The following is a 23508-nucleotide window of genomic DNA, read 5'->3' on the forward strand; positions in this document are numbered from 1 at the left end:
CGCTGATTTCTCTCCTTTCTTGAGATATAAGACCCTTGATTTATACCCGAAACTTATTCTGACTTCTGCCCTGTAACATGCCGGCAAGCTACCTTGCCCGCTCACCACGCGCCGGAGCTGCTCGCTTGTCGACTCGCTACCGCGCCAAACCTTTGGGTAATACCTGGAGTGAACCGTGGCGCGGCTTCACGCTTCGTCGACTGCGCTCACGACGCTCCTCTGCTCTACGGTTCGCTCCGCAAGGTAGCTTGCCTGTTACATTCATCAGTGGTGCTGCGTAGCAGCATGGAAGTCTGACTCCTGACTCCAGACTCCTTATTACCGCAACACTATATTGATTAACGTATTTCGATTAATTCTAAAAAAGTCCTGCCTGATTCCGGGGAGAGACTCTAAATTTTCGTTAAAGTGGGATAATGACCAATTTCGGGGTAGAGAAAACCGGCGGGTTATTCCTCGCCGGTTCTAATTGGTGGCTATTCTATTCTTTTTAGGAAGTAATTCATCCAGCCTGCTTCCGTTTTAAGCGGCTCTTGGCATTGACCAAAACCGTATCCGATCCAAGCTTAAGAGAATCCACCGTTCCGTCGGCCAAAATCCGGAATATTTTAATATGGCCCTCATCTACAGTCCACTCATGACAGCACTCACTGCAATAATACCGTTCCCGTCCGATTCTCCCTACCAAACGTGCTCCGCAAAAAGGACAGCGGCTCATGTCTTGTTCCTCCTCCCTGTAACCCAAAAGAAACATGGATTTATTATACCAATTAAACGTTAAATTTTCGTTAAGAAATTGTGAAATTTTTATAAAGTTGGTTCTAACTTTACATATATACCACGATTGCCGCCAAAAGTAAATAGGGAATTTCATTGAACACCCAAAATTAACATGCCGCTGCAAACTTCCATAGTACGCAGCGGCATGTTTCAATTTAATATTTAGTTCCGCTTCTCTCGGACCGCGGACTTCGAACCTCGAACTTCGTACTAGCTCTGGCGGTACTGGGCTTTCCCCGTTTCGTAAAGATTATTTCCCTGGCTGTCGATAATCACCATCGCCGGAAAATCCTTCACTTCCAGGCGCCGCACCGCCTCCGGGCCAAGTTCAGGGTACGCGATCACCTCAGCGGAAACAATCCGCTTCGCCATCAAAGCCCCTGCGCCCCCGATTGCTCCGAAGTACACCGCTCCGTGTTCCTTCATGGCTGAGATAACTTCAGCAGAGCGCAGGCCCTTTCCGATCATCCCGGTAAGCCCTTTGCCGATCAAAGTCGGGGAATAAGCGTCCATGCGGCCGCTCGTGGTGGGACCGGCCGACCCGATCACCTGTCCGGGTTTGGGCGGCGTCGGGCCGACAAAATAGATGATTTGCTCCCGGATGTCAAAGGGAAGCTCTTCCCCTCTGGCCAAGGCTTCAATCATTTTTTTGTGCGCGGCATCCCGCCCCGTATAAATCACTCCGCTGATTAAGACATTATCCCCGGCCTTAAGAGTGCGCACCATCTCATGGGTGAAAGGAGTTTCAATCCGGATAACATCTGCCATTATTCATTCCTCCCTTCAAGGGTTACTTCCTGATGGCGGGTCGCGTGGCAGTTAATATTCACGGCCACCGGCATCCCGGCAATATGGGTCGGATAGACCTCCAAGTGTACCGCCAAGGCCGTGGTGTTTCCACCAAATCCTTGGGGTCCTATTCCCAGTTTATTAATGCGCTCTAAGAGTTCTTGCTCAATCTTAGCCAGGCGCTCCTCCGGATTCGGCTGGCCCAAAGTACGGGTCAAAGCCTTTTTCGCTAGGAAAGTGGCCTTTTCCATGGTTCCGCCGACCCCAACACCCACCACAATCGGGGGGCAAGGGTTCCCGCCGGCTTTATCCACCGTCTCCACGACGAAATTCATCGCGCCTTCCAGGCCCTCGGAAGGCTTGCACATTTTAAGCGCACCCATGTTCTCACTGCCAAACCCTTTAGGAGCCACGGTAATGTGAATTTTATCTCCAGGAACGATATCATAATGAATGATAGCCGGCGTGTTGTCCCCGGTATTTACCCGTTCAAACGGATCATTAACCACGGATTTGCGCAAGAACCCCTTTTCATACCCGCGCCTCACTCCTTCATTCAAAGCCTCGGTCAAGGATCCGCCTACCACGTGGACATCCTGCCCGACTTCCGCGAACACCACGGCCATACCCGTGTCCTGGCACATCGGCACTCTTTCCTCATGGGCAATGGCCGCGTTTTCAATTAAACGTTCTAAGACCTCGCGCCCCAAGGGAGAACTTTCGGTTTGCAAAGCCTTTTTAAACCCGGTCATGATATCCGCGCCCAAATCATAATTGGCTTCAATGCAGAGTTTTTCCACCGCGTCACTAATTTCACTAACATGAATTTGTTTCACTTTTCTCCCTCTTTCACCTTAATTTTATTCCTTCAGGCCATAGAGACAGCAGCCGATCGCTCCGTTAAACTGGGGCTCCGGTGGGACAATCACCTCCCGCCTGCTTCCTTCTGCCAGCAGCTTGCGCACTGCCGCATTATAGGCCACTCCGCCGGTGAAAACCAGGGTTTCCCCCGGAAATGACCGGAGCAGGGGCAAAATGCGTTTAATAATCGTGGCATTCACTCCCGCAGCCAGCCTGGCGATCGGATAACCTTCCGCAATCCGGCCGATGAGCTCACTCTCTCCAAAGACGGCACAGGTTGAACTTAATTCCACCGGATCTGCTTCGTACCCGCCCAGTTCTGCCAGTGAAATTCCGAGAACCGTGCTCATATTCTCCAGATATCGTCCCGAGGAAGCGGCGCACTTGTCATTCGTCAGAAAATCTGTCATTTTCCCTTTTAGTACTTGAATAATCTTGCTGTCTTGTCCTCCCAGGTCCACTAATGTAAAATCCTGCAGTCCTGTCTGCCACACTGCTCCCAGGACATGGGCCTTCAATTCGGGAATGGCCGTGCCGCCCGCCAGTTCCAGGGTGTTGCGGCCATATCCGGTTGAAATCACCCGTTCCACTTGCGGAAGCCCCAGCGCGCGGAAATCGACTTTGAGCTTGCCCTCTTCTTTGCGTCCATACTCCCGGTAGAACTGGATGGTGTCGATTTTTTCCAGGCGCATGATGCGAAAAGGCTCCATGAGGGCCAGCTTCACACTCCTGCTTCCCAAATCCACTCCGCATACCGTCGTGGGCAAAGCCCTCACCTCCGTTTCTTACGGCCAATCAGTCCAACACTGAAAAAGCATCTAATCTTGAAGCATTTGCAAAAAAGATTCCAGGCGCATTTTCGTACGGGCGTCCAGACCGGTCGGATTTTCTCCTTCGATCGTGAGCATCGGGCAATTCAGTTTTTTCCGGATGATCAGATCCTCAATCTGGCGGTAGCAAAAGCTTTGGGTATAATGAATGATCCCATCCAGCTGCCGCCGTTCAATTTCCCGGGCAATATCCTCAATCCGGCCAAATACCGGGTAGGGATAAGTATATAACCGGTACTGTTCCACAATATCAGGCGTGGCAAAAGGCATGCTAAACATCCGCTGCACCTCATTAAAGACCACCCGCGCCCCCTGGTTCTCGATAAAGTCATAAAGCTCGGGGAAAATGGGAGGAACCCCGATAAACCCAAGGCGGACTTCCCGTTTACCCTTAGAATTGCCGCCCGAACGTTCAGGCCAGGGAGTGCGCTCTTTGGCTTTAGCGATAAATTCATCCAGTTCCCGGGCGAACCCTTCCGGATCCCCGTTAAAATCCGAACAGGAAACTAGCATCAGGTGGTTCTCAAATCCGCTGACTTTGTTGTCTTCCCAGGTCAGGCGGTCAATCTCCCAGGCACGGGCACGCACCCGGTCAAGCCGCTCTTTCTGGCCCTGAACCTCTTCCCAAGTCGTGCCTAAGGCTTGAATCAGCTTCTCTATCTGCAGGCGCAGCATGTCCGCATCCCGGTCATAAGGAAAGGCAAAGGGGATAATTTCCAGCCCTTCGACAGACCATGTCTCCATCAGGGCGTGGGTATTGCTGCAATCTCCCTGGGTGACCGCAATAATCCGGCGAATATCCGGGTTCATCAGAGCCGTAGAATAAAGCCCTTTAATCCAGCCGCAGACATTGCGCGGATACCCTGACAGCTCCGCCTCTTCCACCCGCTTCATCGCTTCCGTGCTTGTAATAAAAATGTTATTTAAATCAACAGGAATTTCTCCGGCCGCATAGACCACCTCCACAGGTACGGTGGTCGTCATTCCGATCTTACCCATGATTTACTCCCGAATTCTTATTAGCGCTAAACCGAATTTCTCATAGTGCTAATTAATTTCTATTAGTGCAAATTAATTTCTATTAATGATAATGTTTAAAGGTGAGCCCTAGCTCACCCAATTGATATCATTTCTACTTTATCATAAACCTATGCTATAAGACTTGCAAGACGCTTACAATATATAGAATTTAGGATTTATTCCCCCCAGCTAACTTTATGCACCTCTCCGATCGGCTCGGAAAGCAGGGTGTTCCCTACCTGCCGGAACAGCCCCGGATCTCCGCTCACAAAATAGCGGACACGCCAGGAGGATGCAGGTTCGGGCACTGGTACCGCCTCATCCCGCGCTTCCAGACGGCTTAGCAGCTCCCGCACTTCTTCTACCACCGCCAGCGCCGGGTCGACCAACACCACTCCGTCACCGAGCACCTCACGCAAAACCGGTGTCAAGAAGGGATAATGCGTACATCCGAGAATTAAAGTATCAACTTCTGCTTGGACCAACGGTTCCAGATAAGTACGGGCAATTCCTCTGGCCTCGGCTGAATTGGCCAAACCTGCTTCCACCAGGGGCACAAAGAGCGGACACGCCTGGGCCTTCGCTAAAGCGATCGGCTGCTCTCCCTGCTTCCAGGCTGCGCTCAACCTCTGTTCCTGGGGCAGCACGCCCTTAGCTAAAGCTTTACTCACGGCTGAAGCGTAAGTTTTGCTGCGAACGGTTGCTTCGGTAGCAATCAGCCCGATTCGGCCCTCTTTGGTATGTTTGACCGCCAAGCGTGCGCCCGGCTCAATCATTCCGATTAACGGGATATCGAAGCGGTCCTTTAACACCGGCAGAGCGGTGGCCGAACTGGTATTACAGGCTGCAACAATTATTTCTGCCCCCTGACTGATTAAAAAAGTTATAATTTCTTCCCCAAAACGAATCAGTTCCTCTAAGGTCCGGTTTCCGTAAGGAACACGGGCCGTATCCCCGACATACACAATCCGGACATCCTCAATCTGGTCAAGAATCTCCTTCATTACGGTTAAGCCCCCGACCCCTGAGTCAAACATCCCGATGATGCGCTGCTTTTTCACGAGTCCCCCGCCACCCCTTCACGTCTGATTCTGAACTCCGGCTCCTGAATTCTGACCACCTTTAATACTATGATTTCTTGTGCAAAAAGGTTCAAAACGGAAAGAAAAGTATATAGGCTAGTGCACCAGCCGCTGATTCTTTACCGGCTCATCTCCTTCGATCCGGCCATCGCGAAAACGCACAATGCGCCTGGTATATTCTGCGATATCCGGCTCGTGAGTTACCAGGATAATCGTATGGCCCTCCTTGTGCAAACGCTGAAAAATCCCCATAACTTCCTCACTGGAACGGCTGTCTAAATTCCCCGTCGGTTCGTCCGCGAGAATGAGCGCCGGATGGTTAATCAAGGCTCTGGCAATCGCCACCCGCTGCTGCTGGCCCCCGGACAACTCTTGCGGACGATGATTGACCCGGTCCCCCAGTCCTACGGAGTGAAGCGCCTGCAAGGAGCGCTGAAACCGTTCCTTCCCTCTTACTCCGGCATAAATCAAAGGGAGTTCTACATTTTCAACCGCTGTTGTACGGGCCAAGAGATTAAAGCCTTGAAACACAAATCCAATCTTTTGGTTGCGGATATGGGCCAATTCATCCCCGGAAGCCCGCGCCACATTAATACCATCAAGAATGTACTCCCCTGCGCTCGGGATGTCAAGACAACCGAGAATATTCATCATGGTCGACTTGCCCGATCCGGAAGGACCCATGATCGCGATAAATTCTCCAGCCTGCACCTCAAGGTCAATCCCGGTGAGTGCTTCCACTTCGATATCCCCGGCTCTGTAAGTTTTCCTTACCCCTCGAAGACCGATCAAAGTCCGATGTCCTTTCCCGTCGCTATTTTTAACCTCATTGGATTTAGTGTGGCGAAATTAGTTTTAATCATACCCTAAATCCGCAGAAAAACTCCCACCCAGTACATCCGGTGGGAGTTTGCACGATTCTTTAAGCACAAATTATCTCTAAAAAACGGTCGACCAATTCCGGCTGGAACTGTCTTCCTCGTTCTTCCACTAAAATTTCCTGAACTCGATTAAAAGGGAGGGCTGCCCGGTATGGGCGGTCAGAGGTCATCGCATCATAAGCATCCGCAATTGCTACAATCTGAGCCAGGTAGGGAATGTCAGCAGAAGCCAGTCCCTGGGGGTAACCCATTCCATCATAGCGTTCATGATGATGGCGGATGATATCCGCGACCTCCCGGTAGTGCGAGTCATCTTCCTCTTCGACCATTTCAGCGCCCCAGGCAGGATGACACCGGATTAAGGAGAATTCCTCCTCGGTCAAAGCGGCCGGTTTAAGCAGGATCTCATCCGGCACCCGGATTTTCCCCAGGTCATGAAGCATGGCTGCGGTTTTTAGCCGGGCCAATTCCTCCGGTGGCAGGTTAAGCACTTCTCCGAGGCGCAAAGCGTATTCCGCGGACTTACCACAGTGCTGATAGGTGAGATCATCCTTACTGCGAATCCTTCCTAAAAAATCCTCAAGCTGCCCGCTGTCCATACGCTTTGATCCCCCTTGAACAACTTCTAAATTCTACAGCTTTTATTCTACATCTAAATAAAAAAACCTTTTTCTTGTGATTTAATTTACAAGATACCATAATAACTAAAACAAATATAGACCCTCCTCGGAGGGTCAAAAATAAGGCAAACTTTCGTCTCTGAATGAAGTCTCGTTCAATCAGGTGGAAGCCGGCGGATAAGCGAAGAGATTGATGGAACTGGGGGAATCCGGAAGTGCATTGCCACTGGAATTTTGAACATTATCCGTACTGTTTTTTATACCCGCTACGTTACCTTTAACCAAACCGGCTTTGTTTCCTAAGTGCGTGATATCAATTCCGCCGAAAGAGTTAAGCGTTTTCCCTTCAACCCGGACTCTTACTTCCTTAATGGTCGGGAATTGAGTTAAGGTATTAGCCAAACCATACAAGGTAATTTCCGGTGAGACTTTGGAATTTTGCTGGAGAAATTCCTTGCTTAAGTCTACGATGGCGACGTTATCTTTAACCGCAATGTCAAGAAGAGCCGTCCCCGGTGCAACCGCCGGCTGGCTGGTTCCGTCTTTGGCCGCGGGTCCTTTCAGCCATTGAGTGACCGTCTCGCGGGCGATGCTAACCGTTTTAGGCAATGTTCTTTCTTCTTTAACTAAGTACTTGCCTGAAGCGTCTGCAAAATAAAGGGTGACGGTTTTCCCATCCGCATTGGCGGGCAAAGTGTCTGTTTTCCCCCCAACCCATTGACCCAAGCTCGTGGCAGGGGCATCTTTTTTAAGCAAGGTCTCTAAAGTTCCACATCCTCCTGCATATAACACACTGAAGCTTAGAAGAATACCGGTGAGAAGCAGTTTAAGCCAAACATTTCTCTTTCGTTTCTCCTTGGCATGCATTTCATTTGCCCCCTTCTTCGACTGAACCTAATTTATTACATCTTTATGCTTTGTCCACAAAAATAGTACAGGTTCTTCAGTGGAGAATTGCTATATTTAAGGGAAATTCTTCTAAATACACCAACCGCTTTTCTGTGGTATAATTATATAAAATAAAATTTATCAATCTTAAAGGATTCTTTTCAGAAATGTCTAAATAATAGAGTGTCTCTATGAATATGCCTAGGAGAAATGAGGGATCATACTTGAAATTTAGAGCCTTGCTGGTTGACGATGAGTCACCTGCCCGCAAAGAATTGCGCTATTTGCTGCAGCCTTTCGAAGACATACAGGTCGTCGGTGAGGCAGCCAATGCTCTGGAAGCGTTAGAGTTGATTAACAGCGTGGATTATTCCGTGATTTTTCTTGACATCGATATGCCCGGTTTGAACGGGATCGATCTGGCAGCCCAGTTGCGCGAAAAACCGGATCCCCCGGCCATCATCTTTACCACGGCCCATGAAGAGTATGCCTTTCCGGCTTTTGCCGTCAATGCTTTAGACTACCTCCTCAAACCGATTCATCCCAAACGCCTCGAAGAGGCGTTAAACAAAGTCCGTCAGCTTAAAGGATCGAGCGCTGCCAAGAAAGCGGCTGCGGCTGCTAAAGCTGATACGTCAGGGGTCAAGCCCCTGGAAGTGATTCCGGTAGAACAAAGAGGAAAGACGATTCTGCTCCGTCAGGATGAAATTATTTATATTTATACCGATAAAGACAATGTCTACGTTAAAACTCAAAAGGATTCTTATCTCACCCGGTTTACATTGCGGGACCTGGAGTTAAGGCTCAATCCAAACATGTTTTTCCGCTCCCACCGTTGTTATCTGGTGAATATTCAGCGCATGCGCGAGCTCATTCCCTACTTTAACGGCACGTATACCGTTGTAGTTGATGACCATGAGCGCAGCGAAATCCCGGTCAGCCGAACACAGTCACGTAAGCTTAAAGATATTTTGGGGCTGTAATAAACAGGAGTCAGAATTCAGAATCCAGGAGTCAGAATGGGAGCGTGTGGAGAATTGCTCCAAGCATGCTAAAGAATGAGTAAAAGAGATTCTTAAGCCTAGCGCCTAAGAATCTCTTTTGCTTTTTCCCAAATCCATAATTTTACCACCGGTTTAGCATCTGACAGTTTAGCATCTGATTTTTCCCCGGATGGCTCCTGCTTCAGTGGCACGGGGGCTTTGCCATCGACCGGAACTGCTGTGGAATGTTCGATATCTACAAAACAAATCGGCGGAAACAGCACGCACCACCAGTTTGCTCCCTGCCCTTGCCCGATGACCACCCGTAACGCTTCATATTCCCCGGCCGGGAGGACAAACGACCCGTAGGATTTCGTCGGAAAAAGAAACCGTCCGAATTCCGTGTGCACGCTGTATTCATACCCATGCTCCCGCACTACCGTTTCCGCCAGGCGCTCCATTTCCGGCCTTAATTCCTCAAGCAGGCTACGAGACTCGGCCAAAGATTGAGACTGGGCCAAACGCGGGGACAGCTCACTCAGTATACGGTCCCTCACCGCCCATTTCAAAGCTTGATCCTCCTTGCTATCGGAATTAGCAATTACATGGAAACGGATCAAAGGCTGCTCAGGATCAACCGGCGCATTTGCTTCAGACCCTTGGTTCAATCCGGAACTTAAGTTTAATCCGGAACTCAGATTCCATTCGGAACTTAAGTTTAACCCTGCGAAAAGTAACAGCATAAAACCGATTAAGGCGATGACTCCCAATTTAAGATGTACCGGCGTGTACTTCATTGTAAACAAAAGTTAAAAACCTTCTTTCTCCTAAGCCTCTAACTAAAGTCTTGCCTGTGGAGAAGAAGGTTAATACATCATTTTGGGCATTTTTGTGAAAAAATCTTCAATATCATCTTTCTGGGTAAAATTAAACCCCCGAGGTGATAAAATGCACCCCCGTTAAATAAATATGCAGTAGCATATGACTGGCGGCTAACAGGGAGGGAATCTTCCTTGGACAATATCCTTGAGATTTTGCGTATAAGCACGATTGCAGGCTTAGCTACTACCTTGGGCAGTGTGATTGTCCTGCTCTTGGGCAAGCCGGAAGAAAGGGTGTTAGCCACTCTTCTGGCCGGAGCAGGGGGAGTGATGCTGGCGGTGGTCTCCGTGGATTTACTGCCTATGGCTTGGGAAGTCGGGCCCCGTATTCAAGTTCTATTCGGCATAATGCTTGGGCTTGCGTTTATGAAAGTTGCCGATATACAGATTAACCGCCCCAGAAGTGCATTGCCTCTGACCAGGCGCCAGCGCCTTAAACGCATCGGTCTTCTGGTTGCGGCCGGGATTGCCCTGCATGATCTGCCGGAAGGTATGGCAATTGCTGTCGGGCAGGAAGCCACTCCTGAACTGGGCTTGCTCATTGCCCTGGCAATCGCTCTCCATAACCTCCCGGAAGGAATGGCTACCACTACACCCCTGCGCATGGCTAATCTGCGCACGTGGAAAATACTTGCCCTTAATCTTGGAATCGCCTTTTTTACGCCGCTCGGAGCCTTTCTGGGCCTCATCGCCTTACAGGCCGTCCAAAACTCGCTCGCCTTCTTTTTAGCCTTCGCGGCCGGGGCCATGGCTTTTCTGGTTTATGCTGAGCTGTGGCCGCTCGCCCGTGAACGCCATCCCCGTTACGCGCTCCTCGGCGCCGCCATTGGCTTCACCTTCTTCGCTTTCCTAAGCTTAGCGCATCCAACTTAGCCCTACTTGAGCACCCGAGCGGCATAGGCCGCCATCTCCTCATATCCTTTGCTATTGGGATAATTCTCGTTGGCGAATAATTCCTTGATTCCCTTTCCTTGCTGGTCATAAAGGACACTGGCAAAATCCAGCACTAAAATTTGCTCAGACTGGGATAAACTAAGCATCCATTCCCTCATAGCAGTAATGGAATCTTGCACTGTTTTATTTGACCCGGGAAAAGGAAGCGGCAATGCCAGCACCGGAACAATGTGATTGGACTTGGCCTTTTCAATCATACCCTTGACATTGTTCTGGTACGTCTCTAACTTGACTTCCTGAATCGCATCGCCCGTCCCCACAAAAATTATGACTCGTCCGGGCTTTTCGGTTAGGACATCCTGGTCAAAGCGTGCAAGCAAGTCTTGGGCGGTTTGCTTGTTTTGCCCTTTGTTTACCACCGGAACCTGCAACAATTCCTCAAGCCGGTGGGGCCACGATTCCCCGGGTTCTCCGGGATACCCATACGTAAACGAGTCTCCTAAAGCCACAATCTTCGGATTGCTAGGTACCTGGGCATTATTCCCAGTGCTTTCCTGATCGCTTGAAATTGGCCCGGAAGCTGCCGGGCTTGGTTTGTCCGCTCCGTCAAACATTCCGCCAAACCCTGCGATCAGTACAATCAGCGCCAGAAAGACAGCCGTTTGCAGCAGGCGAACCTGCAGCCGATAAGTGCGCATGCCCTCGAACCCCCTTTCTCATAAGTTTCTACATCAGCAGCCGGTTTCCTGCTCCGGTACCCATAGCTTTTCACCCGCAAAGGTTTGTGAGCATACCTTAATATAAGGTTGAAGGAAGACTGTTTTTCTTCACCAAAAAGGAGGTATCTCATTTATGAACTACATTGATAAAGCGCGGGAACTGGGGGAACTTTTGGCCCAGACTCCTGAGGTCCAAGGGCTGAAATCAGCTGAGGCCGCGATTAATGCAGACCCCCCCAGCAGCGAGGCGTTTAAGCAGTACCAAGAAAAAGAACGCCAACTCGTGGCCGCTCAAATGCTCAGTAAAGTTGTCCCCGAAAAAGATGCTCTGGCCCTGGTTGATCTAAAAATTCGCTTAATCAATAAACACCCCTTAATTAAAGCTTTCTTTCTTCAGCAGCAAAAGTATGAAAAAATGATGGCCATGGTTAATCTGGCATTAACCACTGCAATTCACGGCATGCCGAGCGCGGACCAGCTTCCGCTGCCTGATGAGTTAAAAAATATGGCCCAGCAAATTCTCAATGGCATCAGCAATGGCAGCCAAATGCCCTCCATGCAAGTCCCGCCGGACTTCAAAATGCCTCAGGGCATGAAACTTCCACCTAATTTCAAAATGCCCGGACAGTAAAAGGAAGTGGGGATAATTGCCTCCAAGCAGTTACCACAGCCCCATGATCATCAATGATGTGACCCATCCTGTAACCCTCCTCGCCTTCCTCCTAGTCCTATGTCTTGGAGGATGGGTTATTATCAGATGTTGGTTTAGATAGGAGGGAGGAGTATTGGCTGACTTGTACCCGTTTTGCCCTTCTTTGCCAACCGCTCCCTTCTCTTTTTCCATATTGGTGGACAGCCCCATCCGCTGCAATCTTCCTTTCAGTCCGGTAAGCGCCATGCTATTTCCCCTCGCGAAAACTGATCTTTATTTGGGAGGATTAATCATCGCCGGACTGAACATCTTAATGACCTTTCTCTTTAAGCGTTCATTGGCCCGCCCCCCTGAGCCTGCACGCCAGGCGCCGGAGTTATATCCCTGCACCCTGAGCCTGTCCGAGCTAACCCGCTTAATGCAGGCCGCAGCAGCCGGACAAATTCCGCTCCCCTCCCCCGCCAACGGTTCTCCCATAAACGGTTCTCCCACCGGCCAAGGCCTGGGCCCGGTGGGCGGGGATGAACCCCTCTTTCCGGATAACTTAAGTGTTTCCCTCGTGGTAACTGCACCGTTTGCCCCGTTTGACGGCAGCCCCGACACATCGTTTAATGTCCCTCTCATTGAAATACCCGGTGCTCCCGGAAACCTTATTATAGCCGTCAGCTTGCTCTTCGCCCAATTTCTGGTGGAGCGGGCAGGCATTGGAACACCGGGCTGTGGCCGGTAGGAAGGGGGAATGCAGTATGGCTTATCAACCAATAGGAGCGAGTCTCTTAGGCATTGCCCTTTTTTTCCTGGTAGCCTTCTCATCCAACATCTTGCTTGCCCAAGCAAGTTTAAAAACCCTTGGGATTACTGCCACCTTAAGTACCCTGGCGTTAATGGCTTTCCTTGTATTAATTCTGATGGTTATTTAAGCAGGAGTCAGAATGGTTCATCGTTAAACAAACTAATAAACTCCGCACTGAAATGAAAAAACTGTGCGGAGTTAGATATTTTTACGTCTGAATTATTTAGGCGAAGGAGGAATCGGTGGGGCCGGCGGCAATGCCGCATCTATCGGCGGAGCAGCCAGGACCTGGCCCGCCTCCGCTCCCAGAACGGACCCGGCCGCCCCGGCTAGCGCTCCCTCCGGCACAGGCGCCGCTTCCGGGCTTCTTTGGAACAGGCCCATCACCTTCTTCCAAATTGCCCCCCCGGTGTTTTTGATAGGATTGATAACGGCTGAAGGGCCTTTAGGCTCAGGAACCTTGAGAATGATCGGGCCATTGGGCGCCTGCGCTAACCGGCCGTTACTCTCAACGGATACCACGACGCGCTCATAAGGATGCAGTGGAACAGGGCTTTTAAACTGAGTTTGATACACACCGTTTCCTACCGGCCGGAGTACACCGGCCAAAAAGCCGGTTTTTCCTTTTTTATCCACCAGGTAAGCCGCATAGGAGGAAATACCCTGCCCGGAGAAAAGATTGGCAGGGGGAGGAAGATTTGCCACTAGCAAAAAAGTGTTATCAGGGGATATCGTGGCAATTCCGTTTCCGGTAATCCCGGGGTGTGCACTTTGCAGGATTAATTGACGGGGCTGAGTAAAAGATGCTCCTGGACCCTTGCTCAGGAAGGAAAAGGGACCTGTACCCCCGCCCGTCCCCTGGTTTTCTCCCCAGACACCCGCCCCCGGAACCGCTCCTTGACCATATCCCTGGAAGCCCTGCTGGGAATACCCGGATGGGAACTCCCCGGGAAAACCGCCGGTGGGTTGTTTCGGTCCGATGAACCCCCCGCGTAAATTGTTGATCTGCCCGTCTTTTTGAAAGACCCCCATGCTTTTAAGACCCGAACCGAGGGTATTCCTAATGGATCCGCCCGGGGATGGCCCCGGTCCTATCTGTCCGGGACCGTATGGCCCGGGCCCCATCGTTCCCGGACCAACTCCGGGTTGTCCCTGTTGTCCCCCGGGTAACTGCCCAGGAAATCCCGGTCCCATCTGGCCCAAATTACCCGGTCCTTGTCCGCCGAACTTCACAATGTTTCCCTCCCATCGCTTCAAAAGGCAGGCTTTTTTATCCCCGCAGAGGATAAGTCAACTAAACTCCAGCCAACAAGTGCGATCATCCTTCACGGATGATCGGGGTTAACACCCCGTCTGAAGTAAGTTTCCTTTATCCCCGCAGAGGATAAGTCAACTAAACTCCAGCCAACAAGTGCGATCATCCTTCACGGATGATCGGGGTTAACACCCCGTCTGAAGTAAGTTTCCTTTATACAATATGTTAAATCCTGCAGAAGCGTTCAAAAAGCAAGTCCCTCCGGCAGCCCGGCTGCTTTTGACCCCAAAGCCCAGTTAGGGCTGCTCTACCCCTGAAGTGGCTGTCTTCACCCTGCACCAAGGTCAGCCCAACGCCGTCCATGTTAAATACTGAAGGTATGGTTGCCGATTTGTTTGACAACCGGCCTGCTTTTAATCCATTTATCCGTGGCAGTGCGCGGGTTGTAGTAATAGAGTGCACCTCCGGTCGGATCCGTTCCGGCCAAGGCAGCAGCCGCTGCCCGGTAAGCCTGGTCATCAGGGTCCAGATGGATTTGCTTATCCGTTACCGCCGTAAAGGCGTGCGGCTGATAAATCACTTCTCGGATCGTTTTCGGAAAGTGGGGATCCTTAAGCCGGTTTAAAACGACGGCCGCGACCGCGATTTGCCCTTGAAGGTCTTCTCCCCGGGCTTCCGCATAGATTACCCGGGCCAAGAGGTCAAGTTCTTCCTGGGATACCTTAAGCAATTGTCCCCCGCGGGAACTGCCGGGCAATGCTTGATCCGCTTCTTTCCCTGCCAAAGCCATAGCAGGCTTATCCGCCTTTTGCTCCGCTTCAAGCAACGTGACATAGGGGCTATCAAGCAGCCCTTCGTCATCGGGGGCTTTTTCCTTGATTATACTTTTTCCTGCAACAGATACCCGGCCGGACCCCGGCACAATGATTAGAGCCTGCCCGGCCTTAATCCGGTCGGGAGAAGCAAGTTTATTTATATTGACAATGTTTTCAACGGTCGTAAAGTATTTGTGAGCCAAAGTGGAAAGAGTATCACCAGCCATCACTGTAATCCAGAGCGGTTCGTTGTCATCCCCGTTCGGATTGGTTAAGGTATTCGTACCGGAGATATCCGTACCGGAGATATCCGTACCGGTTACTTTGGCAAGCTTAACCGGGTAGCCGTAGCTTAACTGCCCCTGTACCGGAGACACCGGCGCATGTTCTAAAAATGCGAGCGTTGCTCCGAGTAGCAGAATTGCTAAGAACTTCCGGCTTCGTCGGTGTGGCAAAAAAATCACCTCTCAAGGCATAGACTGTTTCTAGTCTTTCCCAGAAGAGGTGTTCCTTATACTTTATTTAACCGTTTCGGCAACAGCGAGTGCGCCTTTCTGCATTTTTACACCATGAATGTCTTCTATTTCAGGGTGTATCACCAGCCAATAGCTCGCTCCGGGTTCAAGCGCCTCCTGCGGTACGATCTTTAGATCGCTGTCCCCCAGCGGCTCCAAAGAAATTGGCACTCGCCGGCCGTCGGCACTGTCAATTAGCTCTACCTTATCTGAATTAACTTTCTCCCAATTGATCTGCCCGCGAAAATGGACCGTGAACTTTTTATCAAGCGGAATCCCGGTGAGCCGGTTTAGTCCTTGGTAGCCGGGATAGTAAGCTTGCCAGCGCTCCGCTTGTTCCTGGGCATCTATCAAAGAATCGCTCATACTCCCCCAGGCCTGCCAGTACTTCTCGGACCGGGCTCGGGCTAGAGAAATATTATAGGTTTTCGCTCCCAGAGTAAATGTTGTGTATTCGTCAGAACCGGCTGCGGAAGAAGAAGCGGTCAGTAATAATTCTGCAGCCTCTTTGGCGTGATCCGCTGTTTTCAACTGAAGATCGGGTGCAACTCCAACTTTGTTAATCTCATACCCCAGCGGGGAATAAAACCTCGCCACCGTCATTTTCAGAACCCCGCCGTTAGAGAGCGGAAACATGCTTTGGACCGTACCTTTGCCATAAGTCCGGGTTCCCACTAAGACAGCCTGTCCATGGTCTTTAACTGCGGCAGACAGGATTTCCGAGGCGCTGGCGCTGTTCTCATTAGTCAGGAAAAACACCGGCTGATTCAGAGTAAATCCGTGATCCACTGCCTGATAAGTCTCGGATTGATTATCCCTGTACTTTATATTAACGACTGTCTGCTTGCCGATAAAATACCCGGCTAAATCAATCGCAGAATTTAGGTACCCACCGGGATTATTGCGGACATCTATAATCCAGCGGTCGGCCTGCTGGGCGCGCAGCTGATTGACGACTTGGCCGAAGTCCGCCGCCGTCGTACTTCCGAAAGAGTTTAATTCGATATAGCCGATGTGATTATTCAGAAGTTCCCCTTTTACCGTCGGCTCTTCTATATTTTGGCGGGTCACTGTAAATTTTACAGTTTCATTTCCCCGCTTAACCTGCAAATCTACCTGGCTGCCCTCGGGCCCGCGCAAGATGCTAACCGCTTCCTCCGCCGCCAGGCCTGCTAGGTTTTGTCCAGCCGCTTGCACGATAATATCTCCGGCTTTCATCCCCGCAGCTTCTGCCGGGGACCCGCTGATCACCCCTAAAACCTGTACTCCTGCCGGGACAATCTCGATATGAATCCCAATCCCGGAAAAACGGTTATCCATGGAATTAATAAAATCTTGATACTCCTGGGCGTTAAAGTACATCGTATGCGGGTCACCCAAGCGATCAAGCATCTGCTCTACGGTTGAAGCCGTGAGCACATCGTGAGATACCGGGTCAACATACCCTGACTCAAGCAGCGAGCGTACCTCAGACAGGGTGCTGTCTGCGGCTAAGGCCATATTTGCCGGGCTTAACAGCCACACAATAATTATCAATACCCCTAGAAAAACTTGGCTTGCGCGTATTCTTGCCTTCATGTCAAATCCTCCAGTTGTCAACATATCTGACCACACCGAGTGTCCTTACTGGGAAGAATTCGACGGCTGTTTCTATTTTCCTGTTCCTATGCCTTTCTTAATGCGAAAAGACCGGCAAAGCCGGTCTTTCTATAGTATCTTCGGGCTTGTACGCCTTATCAACCTCACTTTAGGCCATTCAGAATGACATCCACCACCGCCTCGTGATCCAGTTTCTCAGGGGCTGCTTCATCAAGAAACACTTTCTTCCCATAATACTGGTGAATTGTCCCAAGAATACTGAAGACCGCCAGCTCCGGTTCCAACCCCTGGCGCAGCTCAGCCCGCGCTACCCCGTCCTTCACCATATCCTCCAACAGGCGGAAAATGGACAGTTTCTCCTCGATCAGCCAGGTACGCGTTTCCTTAGACATCAGAGTGCTGGCCTGCCACGCCATCTCCAGCATGTCCAGATTCTCGCTCAGAAACCGGGTGGAATATTGGGAGCAGTTTAGTATCTTCTCCCGAATATCCCGGCCTTGGGCGATTTTCTCAGCCAAAGCCTGCCGGTATTCTTCCACACTGTTTCTAAGCATTTCCCGAAAGAGATCGGTCTTGGACTCAAAATACTCATACACAGTGCCCTTGCCAATCCCCGCTGCTTTGGCGATATCTTCAATTTTAGCGCCATCAAATCCATATTCTACAAAAACCCGGGCCGCCGCCTTCAAAATCTCTGCCCGTTTCTCTTCTTTGCCGGACATTTCCTACCTCCGTCCAACCGTCCTCATGAATCTATAGAACAATTTAGTCGGTAAGACGCCTTGCCCGCTCACCACGCTCCTCTGCCCAACGGTTCACTCTGCAAGGCATCTTACCTAACTACTTATTTATTTGCTTAAGCCGAGAGATTAAAGTTCCGGGTCTTAAACACCTTCCGCTTCAAGAAAGCCGTCAGATCGTCGAAAAGGGTATACACCACCGGCACCACGACCAGAGTGAGCAGCGTTGACAGCGAGAGCCCGCCGATTACGGCCACAGCCATCGGCTGCTGGGCTTCGGCGCCGTCCCCGATGCCCAAAGACAAAGGAATAAGCCCCAGTACCGTAGTGAGCGTGGTCATGAGAATCGGGCGCAGCCGGATCGGCCCGGCGTTGACGATCGCCTCGGAGCGCTCCTCACCCCGTTTGCGGCGCGTATTTATATAGTCTACCAACACAATGGCATTATTCACAACAATCCCGGCCAGCATAATCATCCCGATAAAGGCCGGCACACTCAAGGCCTTGCGGGCAATGAAAAGCCCGAGCATCCCTCCGGAAAAGCCCAGAGGCACGGACATCATAATGGTCACCGGGTGCAGCAAAGACTCAAACTGCGAAGCCAGGATCATATAGACCAAAATCACCGCCAGCACGAGAGCGAGGGACAAATCTTTGAAGGCATCGTTTAGCTCCTTGTTTTCCCCGCCCATCTCATAGGTATATCCTTCCGGCATTGGATAGGCCTTCAGCTTACCCTCGATGTCCTTGGAAATGCTCCCTAAATCTCGGTCGACAAACTGGGCGCTCACGCTGATCACCCGGGACTTTCCTTCCCGGTTAATCTGGGCCGGACCTCGTTCAATCGTCACTTGCGCCACTTGGCTTAAGGGGATAATCATCCCGGCCGGGGTCTGAATCGGAGTCTGTTCCAGGTTGGAGATGCTTTCCTGGAACAGCTCATCCCCTTGGATAACCACATCAATTTCCGTACCGTTGTATTTGTACCGGGTCGCGGTCGTCCCGGAAATCGTTCCTTTCACCACCCCTGCGATTTGAGCGGCGGTCAACCCATATTGAGAGGCGTTCTTGCGGTCAATTTTTACTTGGGCCTCAGGCAGGCCTTCGGAAACGTTGGCTTTTACCTCCCGCGTCCCTGGCACCGACTCGACAAGCTTCTTCAAATCTTCCCCAATCCGCTTCAGAGTCCCCAGATCATCCCCTTTGATGCTGATGCTGATTGGAGCGCCCCCCTCTCCCATAGAAAAGGTCTGGAGGGTTTGCACCTCGATCTCCGCTCCGGCAATATCTTTGACGAACCCCCTCAGCTCGTCTTCAACTTGTTCCACACTGCGCGTCCTCTCTTTCAGCTCTTTGAGGCGCGCATAAATCATCCCTTTGTTCGCCGGTTCCCCGCCAAAGGAATACATGCCGTTGGTCCCGATAATTGAGAAAGCGGCGTCCATCTCCGGAAATTCCTGCAGTTTCCCCTCGATCCGGTTCATCACTTGTTCCGTATCCTTAAGTTCAGCCCCCTCAGGCAGAGTAACATTGACCGTGAACTGACCCTCATCCATTTTGGGAAAGAACTCGGCGCCGACATTCACCACGGAGGTCATACTGAGCACAAATACCAGGATGGCGATAAGAACTGTGGACTTTCGGTGGCCCAAAGCCCAGCGCAAGAGCCTGCCATAACCGGATTCCACCTTCCGGAAGAAACGGTCGAACAAATCAAAAGGATAGGAGAAAATCTTCCTCAGCCCGGTCTTGGAACCTCCGTTATCCCTATCCACTTTCAGGATTTTCGAAGAAAGCATCGGAACCAGGGTTAGGGCCACCACCAGCGAAGCGGCGAGCGACATGGTCACGGTCAAGGCCAGCTGCCGGAAAATCGTGGCCGTGATCCCCTGCACAAAGACTATCGGCAAAAAGACGGCCACCGTGGTTAAAGTGGATGCGGTTAAAGCCATCCCCACTTCCGAAGCCCCTTTGATGGCGGCCTCCAGGCGCGAATTCCCTTCCTGGCGGAAGCGATAAATATTCTCCAGGGCTACAATCGCATTATCCACCAGCATCCCCACGCCCAGGGCCAACCCGCCCAAGGTCATAAGATTAATGGTAATCCCGGCGAAATACATGAGCATAAAGGTAAAGATAATGGAAATAGGAATAGACGTCCCAATGATAAGCGTCGTTCTCAGATTGCGCAGGAACAAAAACAGGACCAAGACCGCCAAAACAGCGCCCATCAGCGCATTATTGTACACGTCTTTAATAGACTTATTGATATAAACCGACTGGTCCATCACCATGTCAATTTTGGTTGGCGCAATCTCGGATTTAAGAGTTTCCACTTCCTTATTAACCGCAGCCGCCACCTGCACGGTGTTGGTGCCGGATTGTTTCTGAATTGCGATCAGGACCGCCAGATTGCCGTTGGTTTTCCCGATGGTGGTCAAATCCTCATGTTTCAGCTCGACCTCCGCGAGTTCGGAGAGATGAACCGTCCCTCCGGCGGGCAAAGGAATGAGCAGCCCTTTGATGTCATCCAGGGTCTGAAACTCCCCCAACGTACGGATCGTGAGTTCCTGATTCCCCTTCTGCACCGTCCCGCCGGGAGAATTAAGATTTTCCGCCCCGATAATTTTGGCGATGTAATCGCTACTCAGGCCGTAACCCCGCATTTTTTCCTGGCTGAGTCTAATCTGTACCTGGTTCTTATACCCGCCGGTTACAGACACTGAAGCGACCCCCGCTACCCGCTCCAGCCGGGGCTTGACCACTTCATCCGCAATCGTCTGCAGCTTTGCCAAATCACTATCTTTAGAAGATAAGGTCATTTGAATAATCGGCTGGGCATTGGGGTCGAATTTCATGACCATGGGCGCATCGGCATCACTGGGCAGGAACTTCTTGACCAGGTCAACCTTCTCCCGCATCTCCAAGGCCGCAAAATCCATGTCCGTGCCAAAGTTGAACTGGGCAATGACCAGGGAACTGCCCTCAGAGGACACGGATGTCACCTTGTCGATATTTTGCACCGTGCCCACAGCCTCTTCAAGCGGCTGGGTCACGATCTTTTCGATCTCCTGCGGTCCCACCCCTTTATAGGTGGTGGAAATGATCGCCACCGGAACCTTGATTTCCGGAAGCAAGTCAATAGGCAGGCGGCTAAAGGAGACGCCGCCCAAGATTAATACGATAAAGACCATCATCAGCACCGTGACCGGTCTTCTGACGGATATCTCTGGCAGCTTCAAGACGCTTTACCTCCAACTACCTTAACCTTGCTTCCCGCTTCCACGTAATTTTGCCCTTTGATAATGACATTCTCTTTGTCGCTGAGGCCTTGGGTTATTTCAACTTCCGTTCCGGTGTCCAGACCCAGGCCGACTTCCTTTTCAACGGCCTGCTCCCCAACGACTACGTACACCACCTGTTTTCCGTTCTTTAAGATGACGGCCTCGCTGGGCACACTGAGCACGTTTTCCCGGACTTTGGTCGTGAGTTCCGCTTTGGCAAACATCCCGGCTTTAATCAGACCCTCGGGGTTATCGACCTTAATTTTCACCGGGTACAGCTGGGTGCGGGCGTCTGTGGCCGGGCTGATGCTTTCGATGATCCCCTCAAAGGGAGAATCTGAGGCAGCAGGAATATTGACTTTTACTTTTTGGCCTTTGCTGATGCTGTTCACGATATTTTCCGTGATATTCAGCTCGACCATAACCGTGGATGAAGCCACGATGGTCACGGCCGGCTGGGCGTTGGAAGCCATTTCACCCGCTTCCACATTTACCTGGGCCACCATCCCGCTGATCGGAGAGGTAAGCACTGCATTATTAAGGCTTGACAAGGCTTGCTCATACCCGACTTGAGCCTGGTTCACCTGGGCCTCAACCACTGCCAGGGATTTATCCGAGGCGGCCAGTTCAGCTTGCTCCAGCTGCGACTTGGAAACCTCCCCTGCCTCATACAGCACTTTGGTCCGCTCCAAATTCAATTTGGCATTGTCAAGCTTTTCTTTGGCCGCGTCCAGATTGCTTTGGGCAATCTTCAAGCCCGCCTCCGCCTGAGCCACCTGTTTTTGCAAATCTTCCCGGTCCAGAGTTAACAGCACCGCACCCTGGTTCACCCGATCCCCGACTTTGACCTTCACGTCTACAACCTTGCCCGGCATCTTCGGCACCACCGGCACATCCTTGTCTGCCAGCACTTTGCCGCTTAAGGTGGTCACGCTGGTCAGGGTTTTCTTCTCCGCCGGCTGTACTTCTACCGGGATATATTTGTTCTCACTGCTCCCGGTGGCCGGAGTGCTCTGGCTGCCACACCCCGATACCAAGCCTAACAAAAGGAACGCCGCCAAGACAGCGGCCGCTTTTTTGAGTTGGGAAAGCTTATGTAAGTAAAGCCTGAAATCGTTCAAAAAGTCTCCCTCTCCTCCGTATGATCTCTCTGGTGTCGTTCTTCCCCTATTACCCTTGTGCACTTGAACTTGCGGCCGCGTCAGAGCTTGAAGATACCGTCAGCCCCTTCTTCATCCAGTCATAGTCGTTATAGGCCTTGAACAAATCCTGCTCCGCATTCTTAACTTTCTGCACCTGGCTGTTGTAAGGTACAAAGGCGCTGTCCCAATTAAACTTAGAAATCATGCCCAGATTATACATCAGAGACAAGCGGTTAAAAGTATCCTTTTCGTTGTCCAGCTTGGCGCGTTCCAGTTCGAGGGCTTCCTCTTTGTCTTTTACCGCTTGATACGCCTGGTGGAAAGCTTTGGTGAATTTCCGCTTCTCATCATCCCTCTTGTCATCTTCATCCTGAAGCCTGACGTTGTAGCTTTGCACCAGTGCATCTTCAAGGTCATCCTTGTAGTCCATGGCGTTAAGCTTTGTTTGATCGGGATCAGGAACGGCTTTTATCTCCAAAGCGGTATCATAAGCCTGACCGAACATCAGGTTAAGCTCCCCTTTAAGGGAATCCAGGGCTTCGTCCAGGTTTTTTATCCCTTGGCTGATATTTTTAAGATCAAGCTCGGCTGTCGTGATTTCGGATTTCGCAATTAAACCCAGCGTATATTTTATGTTCGAGATTCTGAGTTTGTTCTCCAAGACCGAACGGTTTAAGAACAGATCATCCTTCTGCCGGGAGAGGGTATTATAGGTAAGATAAAGCTGCTGGGCTCCCATCACAATTTGCTTTTTCTGCATCTCGGCCTGGAGAGTGGACTTCCAGAAGTCGTCCTGTTGGCCTTTGAGGGCATTGATTTGGCTATCGAAGGAAGCAATTTGAGCGGCATAGTTTTGGTATGTTATGTAGTTAACATACATGAGAAGTTCATTGGTAGTTGGAGGGCTACTAAACGATGGCATAGTTACTTTGCCGTCCCCGTCTTTTAACACGGTTAAATTATTCATATTCGTTACCAATTCACTTTTAGCATCTTCCAGCTTATCAATCCCAACGCTTAAATCAGACGACCCATCAGCCACCCCTTCATTAATATAGTCAATACTCGGATTATGTTCGGTAAGCTCCTGTTCAATCTTGTCAAAGTCAAGCGTGGTTACGTTAGGAATGGTGTCTGCTGCCAGCGCCGGTGCGGGGATCAAAAGCAACGAGCTCACTAACAAAGCCGATAACAATTTTCGCATTTGATACTCCTCTCTTTCAGCTATTTAATTTAGTCTTGAAGAATAAAATTATGTAATAGAATACTTATCATAGAAGTAAATAAGAACTTCGCTGCCTAGAACTGACCAGTCGGTCAGTTCCATAGACATCATATCCTTTCCCCTTTGCAGCGTCAAGGAAAAAGAGAAGGGTACATAAAAACAACCATCCGTTTAAGAATGATTGACCTAGAATCGCAGAAATTTCTCTAGCCAACTTCGAAAAGAGACTTGTATTTCTTAACGTTTTTTGGGAAACTGAA

23 protein-coding genes are annotated in these 23508 nt (G+C 50.7%); 5 read left to right on the forward strand and 18 right to left on the reverse strand.

Going from position 1 to position 23508, the window contains the following annotated elements:
- Positions 1-502: 502 nt before the first annotated feature.
- From J0X21_RS04720 to J0X21_RS04760, 9 genes are all read right to left on the reverse strand, one after another.
- The gene (locus tag J0X21_RS04720; protein WP_206811036.1) at positions 503-718 is read right to left on the reverse strand and encodes a hypothetical protein; all 216 of its coding nucleotides are present in this window, start codon (positions 716-718) and stop codon (positions 503-505) included.
- Between the two features lie 272 nt (positions 719-990).
- A complete protein-coding gene (locus J0X21_RS04725) occupies positions 991-1548 on the reverse strand; it encodes a Fe-S-containing hydro-lyase (RefSeq protein ID WP_206811037.1) in 558 nt (185 codons plus the stop codon).
- Positions 1548-2405, reverse strand: coding sequence for a fumarate hydratase (locus J0X21_RS04730; RefSeq protein WP_206811038.1), 858 nt, complete (start codon positions 2403-2405; stop codon positions 1548-1550). The genes J0X21_RS04725 and J0X21_RS04730 overlap by 1 nt, the downstream gene beginning before the upstream one ends.
- A 24-nt stretch (positions 2406-2429) precedes the next feature.
- Positions 2430-3197, reverse strand: coding sequence for an acyl-CoA dehydratase activase (locus J0X21_RS04735; protein WP_206811039.1), 768 nt, complete (start codon positions 3195-3197; stop codon positions 2430-2432).
- A gap of 51 nt (positions 3198-3248) precedes the next feature.
- Positions 3249-4259, reverse strand: coding sequence for a 2-hydroxyacyl-CoA dehydratase family protein (locus J0X21_RS04740; protein WP_206811040.1), 1011 nt, complete (start codon positions 4257-4259; stop codon positions 3249-3251).
- Between the two features lie 197 nt (positions 4260-4456).
- On the reverse strand, positions 4457-5341 hold the full coding sequence (locus J0X21_RS04745) for an aspartate/glutamate racemase family protein (RefSeq protein WP_206811041.1): 885 nt from the start codon (positions 5339-5341) through the stop codon (positions 4457-4459).
- Between the two features lie 117 nt (positions 5342-5458).
- Positions 5459-6154 (reverse strand): ABC transporter ATP-binding protein, encoded by a 696-nt coding sequence (locus J0X21_RS04750; RefSeq protein WP_206811042.1) that lies wholly within the window; start codon positions 6152-6154, stop codon positions 5459-5461.
- 130 nt (positions 6155-6284) lie between these two features.
- A complete protein-coding gene (locus J0X21_RS04755; RefSeq protein WP_206811043.1) occupies positions 6285-6842 on the reverse strand; it encodes an HD-GYP domain-containing protein in 558 nt (185 codons plus the stop codon).
- A gap of 180 nt (positions 6843-7022) precedes the next feature.
- Positions 7023-7730, reverse strand: a complete 708-nt coding sequence (locus tag J0X21_RS04760; RefSeq protein ID WP_206811044.1) for a GerMN domain-containing protein — start codon at positions 7728-7730, stop codon at positions 7023-7025.
- A 245-nt stretch (positions 7731-7975) separates the two neighbouring features.
- On the opposite strand from J0X21_RS04760, the gene J0X21_RS04765 reads away from it, so the two are divergent.
- Positions 7976-8734 carry a LytR/AlgR family response regulator transcription factor gene (locus J0X21_RS04765; RefSeq protein ID WP_206811045.1) on the forward strand — a complete coding sequence of 253 codons (759 nt, stop codon included), beginning with the start codon at positions 7976-7978 and terminating at the stop codon, positions 8732-8734.
- A gap of 98 nt (positions 8735-8832) precedes the next feature.
- On the opposite strand, the gene spoIIR is transcribed toward J0X21_RS04765, so the two are convergent.
- Positions 8833-9531, reverse strand: coding sequence for a stage II sporulation protein R (gene spoIIR, locus J0X21_RS04770; RefSeq protein ID WP_236006081.1), 699 nt, complete (start codon positions 9529-9531; stop codon positions 8833-8835).
- Positions 9532-9747: 216 nt separating this feature from the next.
- Here spoIIR and J0X21_RS04775 point away from each other — a divergent pair, with 216 nt between their 5' ends.
- A complete protein-coding gene (locus J0X21_RS04775) occupies positions 9748-10488 on the forward strand; it encodes a ZIP family metal transporter (protein WP_206811046.1) in 741 nt (246 codons plus the stop codon).
- Positions 10489-10490: 2 nt separating this feature from the next.
- Here the strand turns inward: J0X21_RS04775 and J0X21_RS04780 are convergent, their stop codons facing one another.
- Positions 10491-11207, reverse strand: coding sequence for a GDSL-type esterase/lipase family protein (locus J0X21_RS04780; protein ID WP_206811047.1), 717 nt, complete (start codon positions 11205-11207; stop codon positions 10491-10493).
- Positions 11208-11361: 154 nt separating this feature from the next.
- Between J0X21_RS04780 and J0X21_RS04785 the strand changes: the two genes are divergently transcribed.
- From J0X21_RS04785 to J0X21_RS04795, 3 genes are all read left to right on the forward strand, one after another.
- Positions 11362-11859 carry a YlbF family regulator gene (locus J0X21_RS04785; RefSeq protein ID WP_206811048.1) on the forward strand — a complete coding sequence of 166 codons (498 nt, stop codon included), beginning with the start codon at positions 11362-11364 and terminating at the stop codon, positions 11857-11859.
- A 154-nt stretch (positions 11860-12013) separates the two neighbouring features.
- Positions 12014-12610 (forward strand): hypothetical protein, encoded by a 597-nt coding sequence (locus J0X21_RS04790; protein WP_206811049.1) that lies wholly within the window; start codon positions 12014-12016, stop codon positions 12608-12610.
- 16 nt (positions 12611-12626) lie between these two features.
- A complete protein-coding gene (locus J0X21_RS04795) occupies positions 12627-12800 on the forward strand; it encodes a hypothetical protein (RefSeq protein ID WP_206811050.1) in 174 nt (57 codons plus the stop codon).
- 92 nt (positions 12801-12892) lie between these two features.
- Here J0X21_RS04795 and J0X21_RS04800 read toward each other — a convergent pair whose 3' ends face one another.
- From J0X21_RS04800 to J0X21_RS04830, 7 genes are all read right to left on the reverse strand, one after another.
- Positions 12893-13906 carry a hypothetical protein gene (locus J0X21_RS04800; RefSeq protein WP_328812278.1) on the reverse strand — a complete coding sequence of 338 codons (1014 nt, stop codon included), beginning with the start codon at positions 13904-13906 and terminating at the stop codon, positions 12893-12895.
- A gap of 386 nt (positions 13907-14292) precedes the next feature.
- Positions 14293-15198, reverse strand: coding sequence for a cell wall hydrolase (locus tag J0X21_RS04805; protein WP_236006073.1), 906 nt, complete (start codon positions 15196-15198; stop codon positions 14293-14295).
- 63 nt (positions 15199-15261) lie between these two features.
- Complete coding sequence (locus J0X21_RS04810) at positions 15262-16836, reverse strand: S41 family peptidase (RefSeq protein ID WP_206811051.1); 1575 nt, start codon at positions 16834-16836, stop codon at positions 15262-15264.
- A gap of 164 nt (positions 16837-17000) precedes the next feature.
- Positions 17001-17579 (reverse strand): TetR/AcrR family transcriptional regulator, encoded by a 579-nt coding sequence (locus J0X21_RS04815; RefSeq protein ID WP_206811052.1) that lies wholly within the window; start codon positions 17577-17579, stop codon positions 17001-17003.
- Between the two features lie 134 nt (positions 17580-17713).
- Positions 17714-20839, reverse strand: coding sequence for an efflux RND transporter permease subunit (locus J0X21_RS04820; protein ID WP_206811053.1), 3126 nt, complete (start codon positions 20837-20839; stop codon positions 17714-17716).
- Positions 20836-22002, reverse strand: coding sequence for an efflux RND transporter periplasmic adaptor subunit (locus J0X21_RS04825; RefSeq protein ID WP_206811054.1), 1167 nt, complete (start codon positions 22000-22002; stop codon positions 20836-20838). Before J0X21_RS04825 ends, J0X21_RS04820 begins: the two co-directional genes overlap by 4 nt.
- A 49-nt stretch (positions 22003-22051) precedes the next feature.
- Positions 22052-23227 carry a TolC family protein gene (locus tag J0X21_RS04830; protein WP_206811055.1) on the reverse strand — a complete coding sequence of 392 codons (1176 nt, stop codon included), beginning with the start codon at positions 23225-23227 and terminating at the stop codon, positions 22052-22054.
- Positions 23228-23508: the final 281 nt, after the last annotated feature.

Origin of the sequence: Paradesulfitobacterium ferrireducens (genome assembly GCF_017310645.1) — a bacterium.
Lineage (GTDB): Bacteria > Bacillota > Desulfitobacteriia > Desulfitobacteriales > Desulfitobacteriaceae > Paradesulfitobacterium > Paradesulfitobacterium ferrireducens.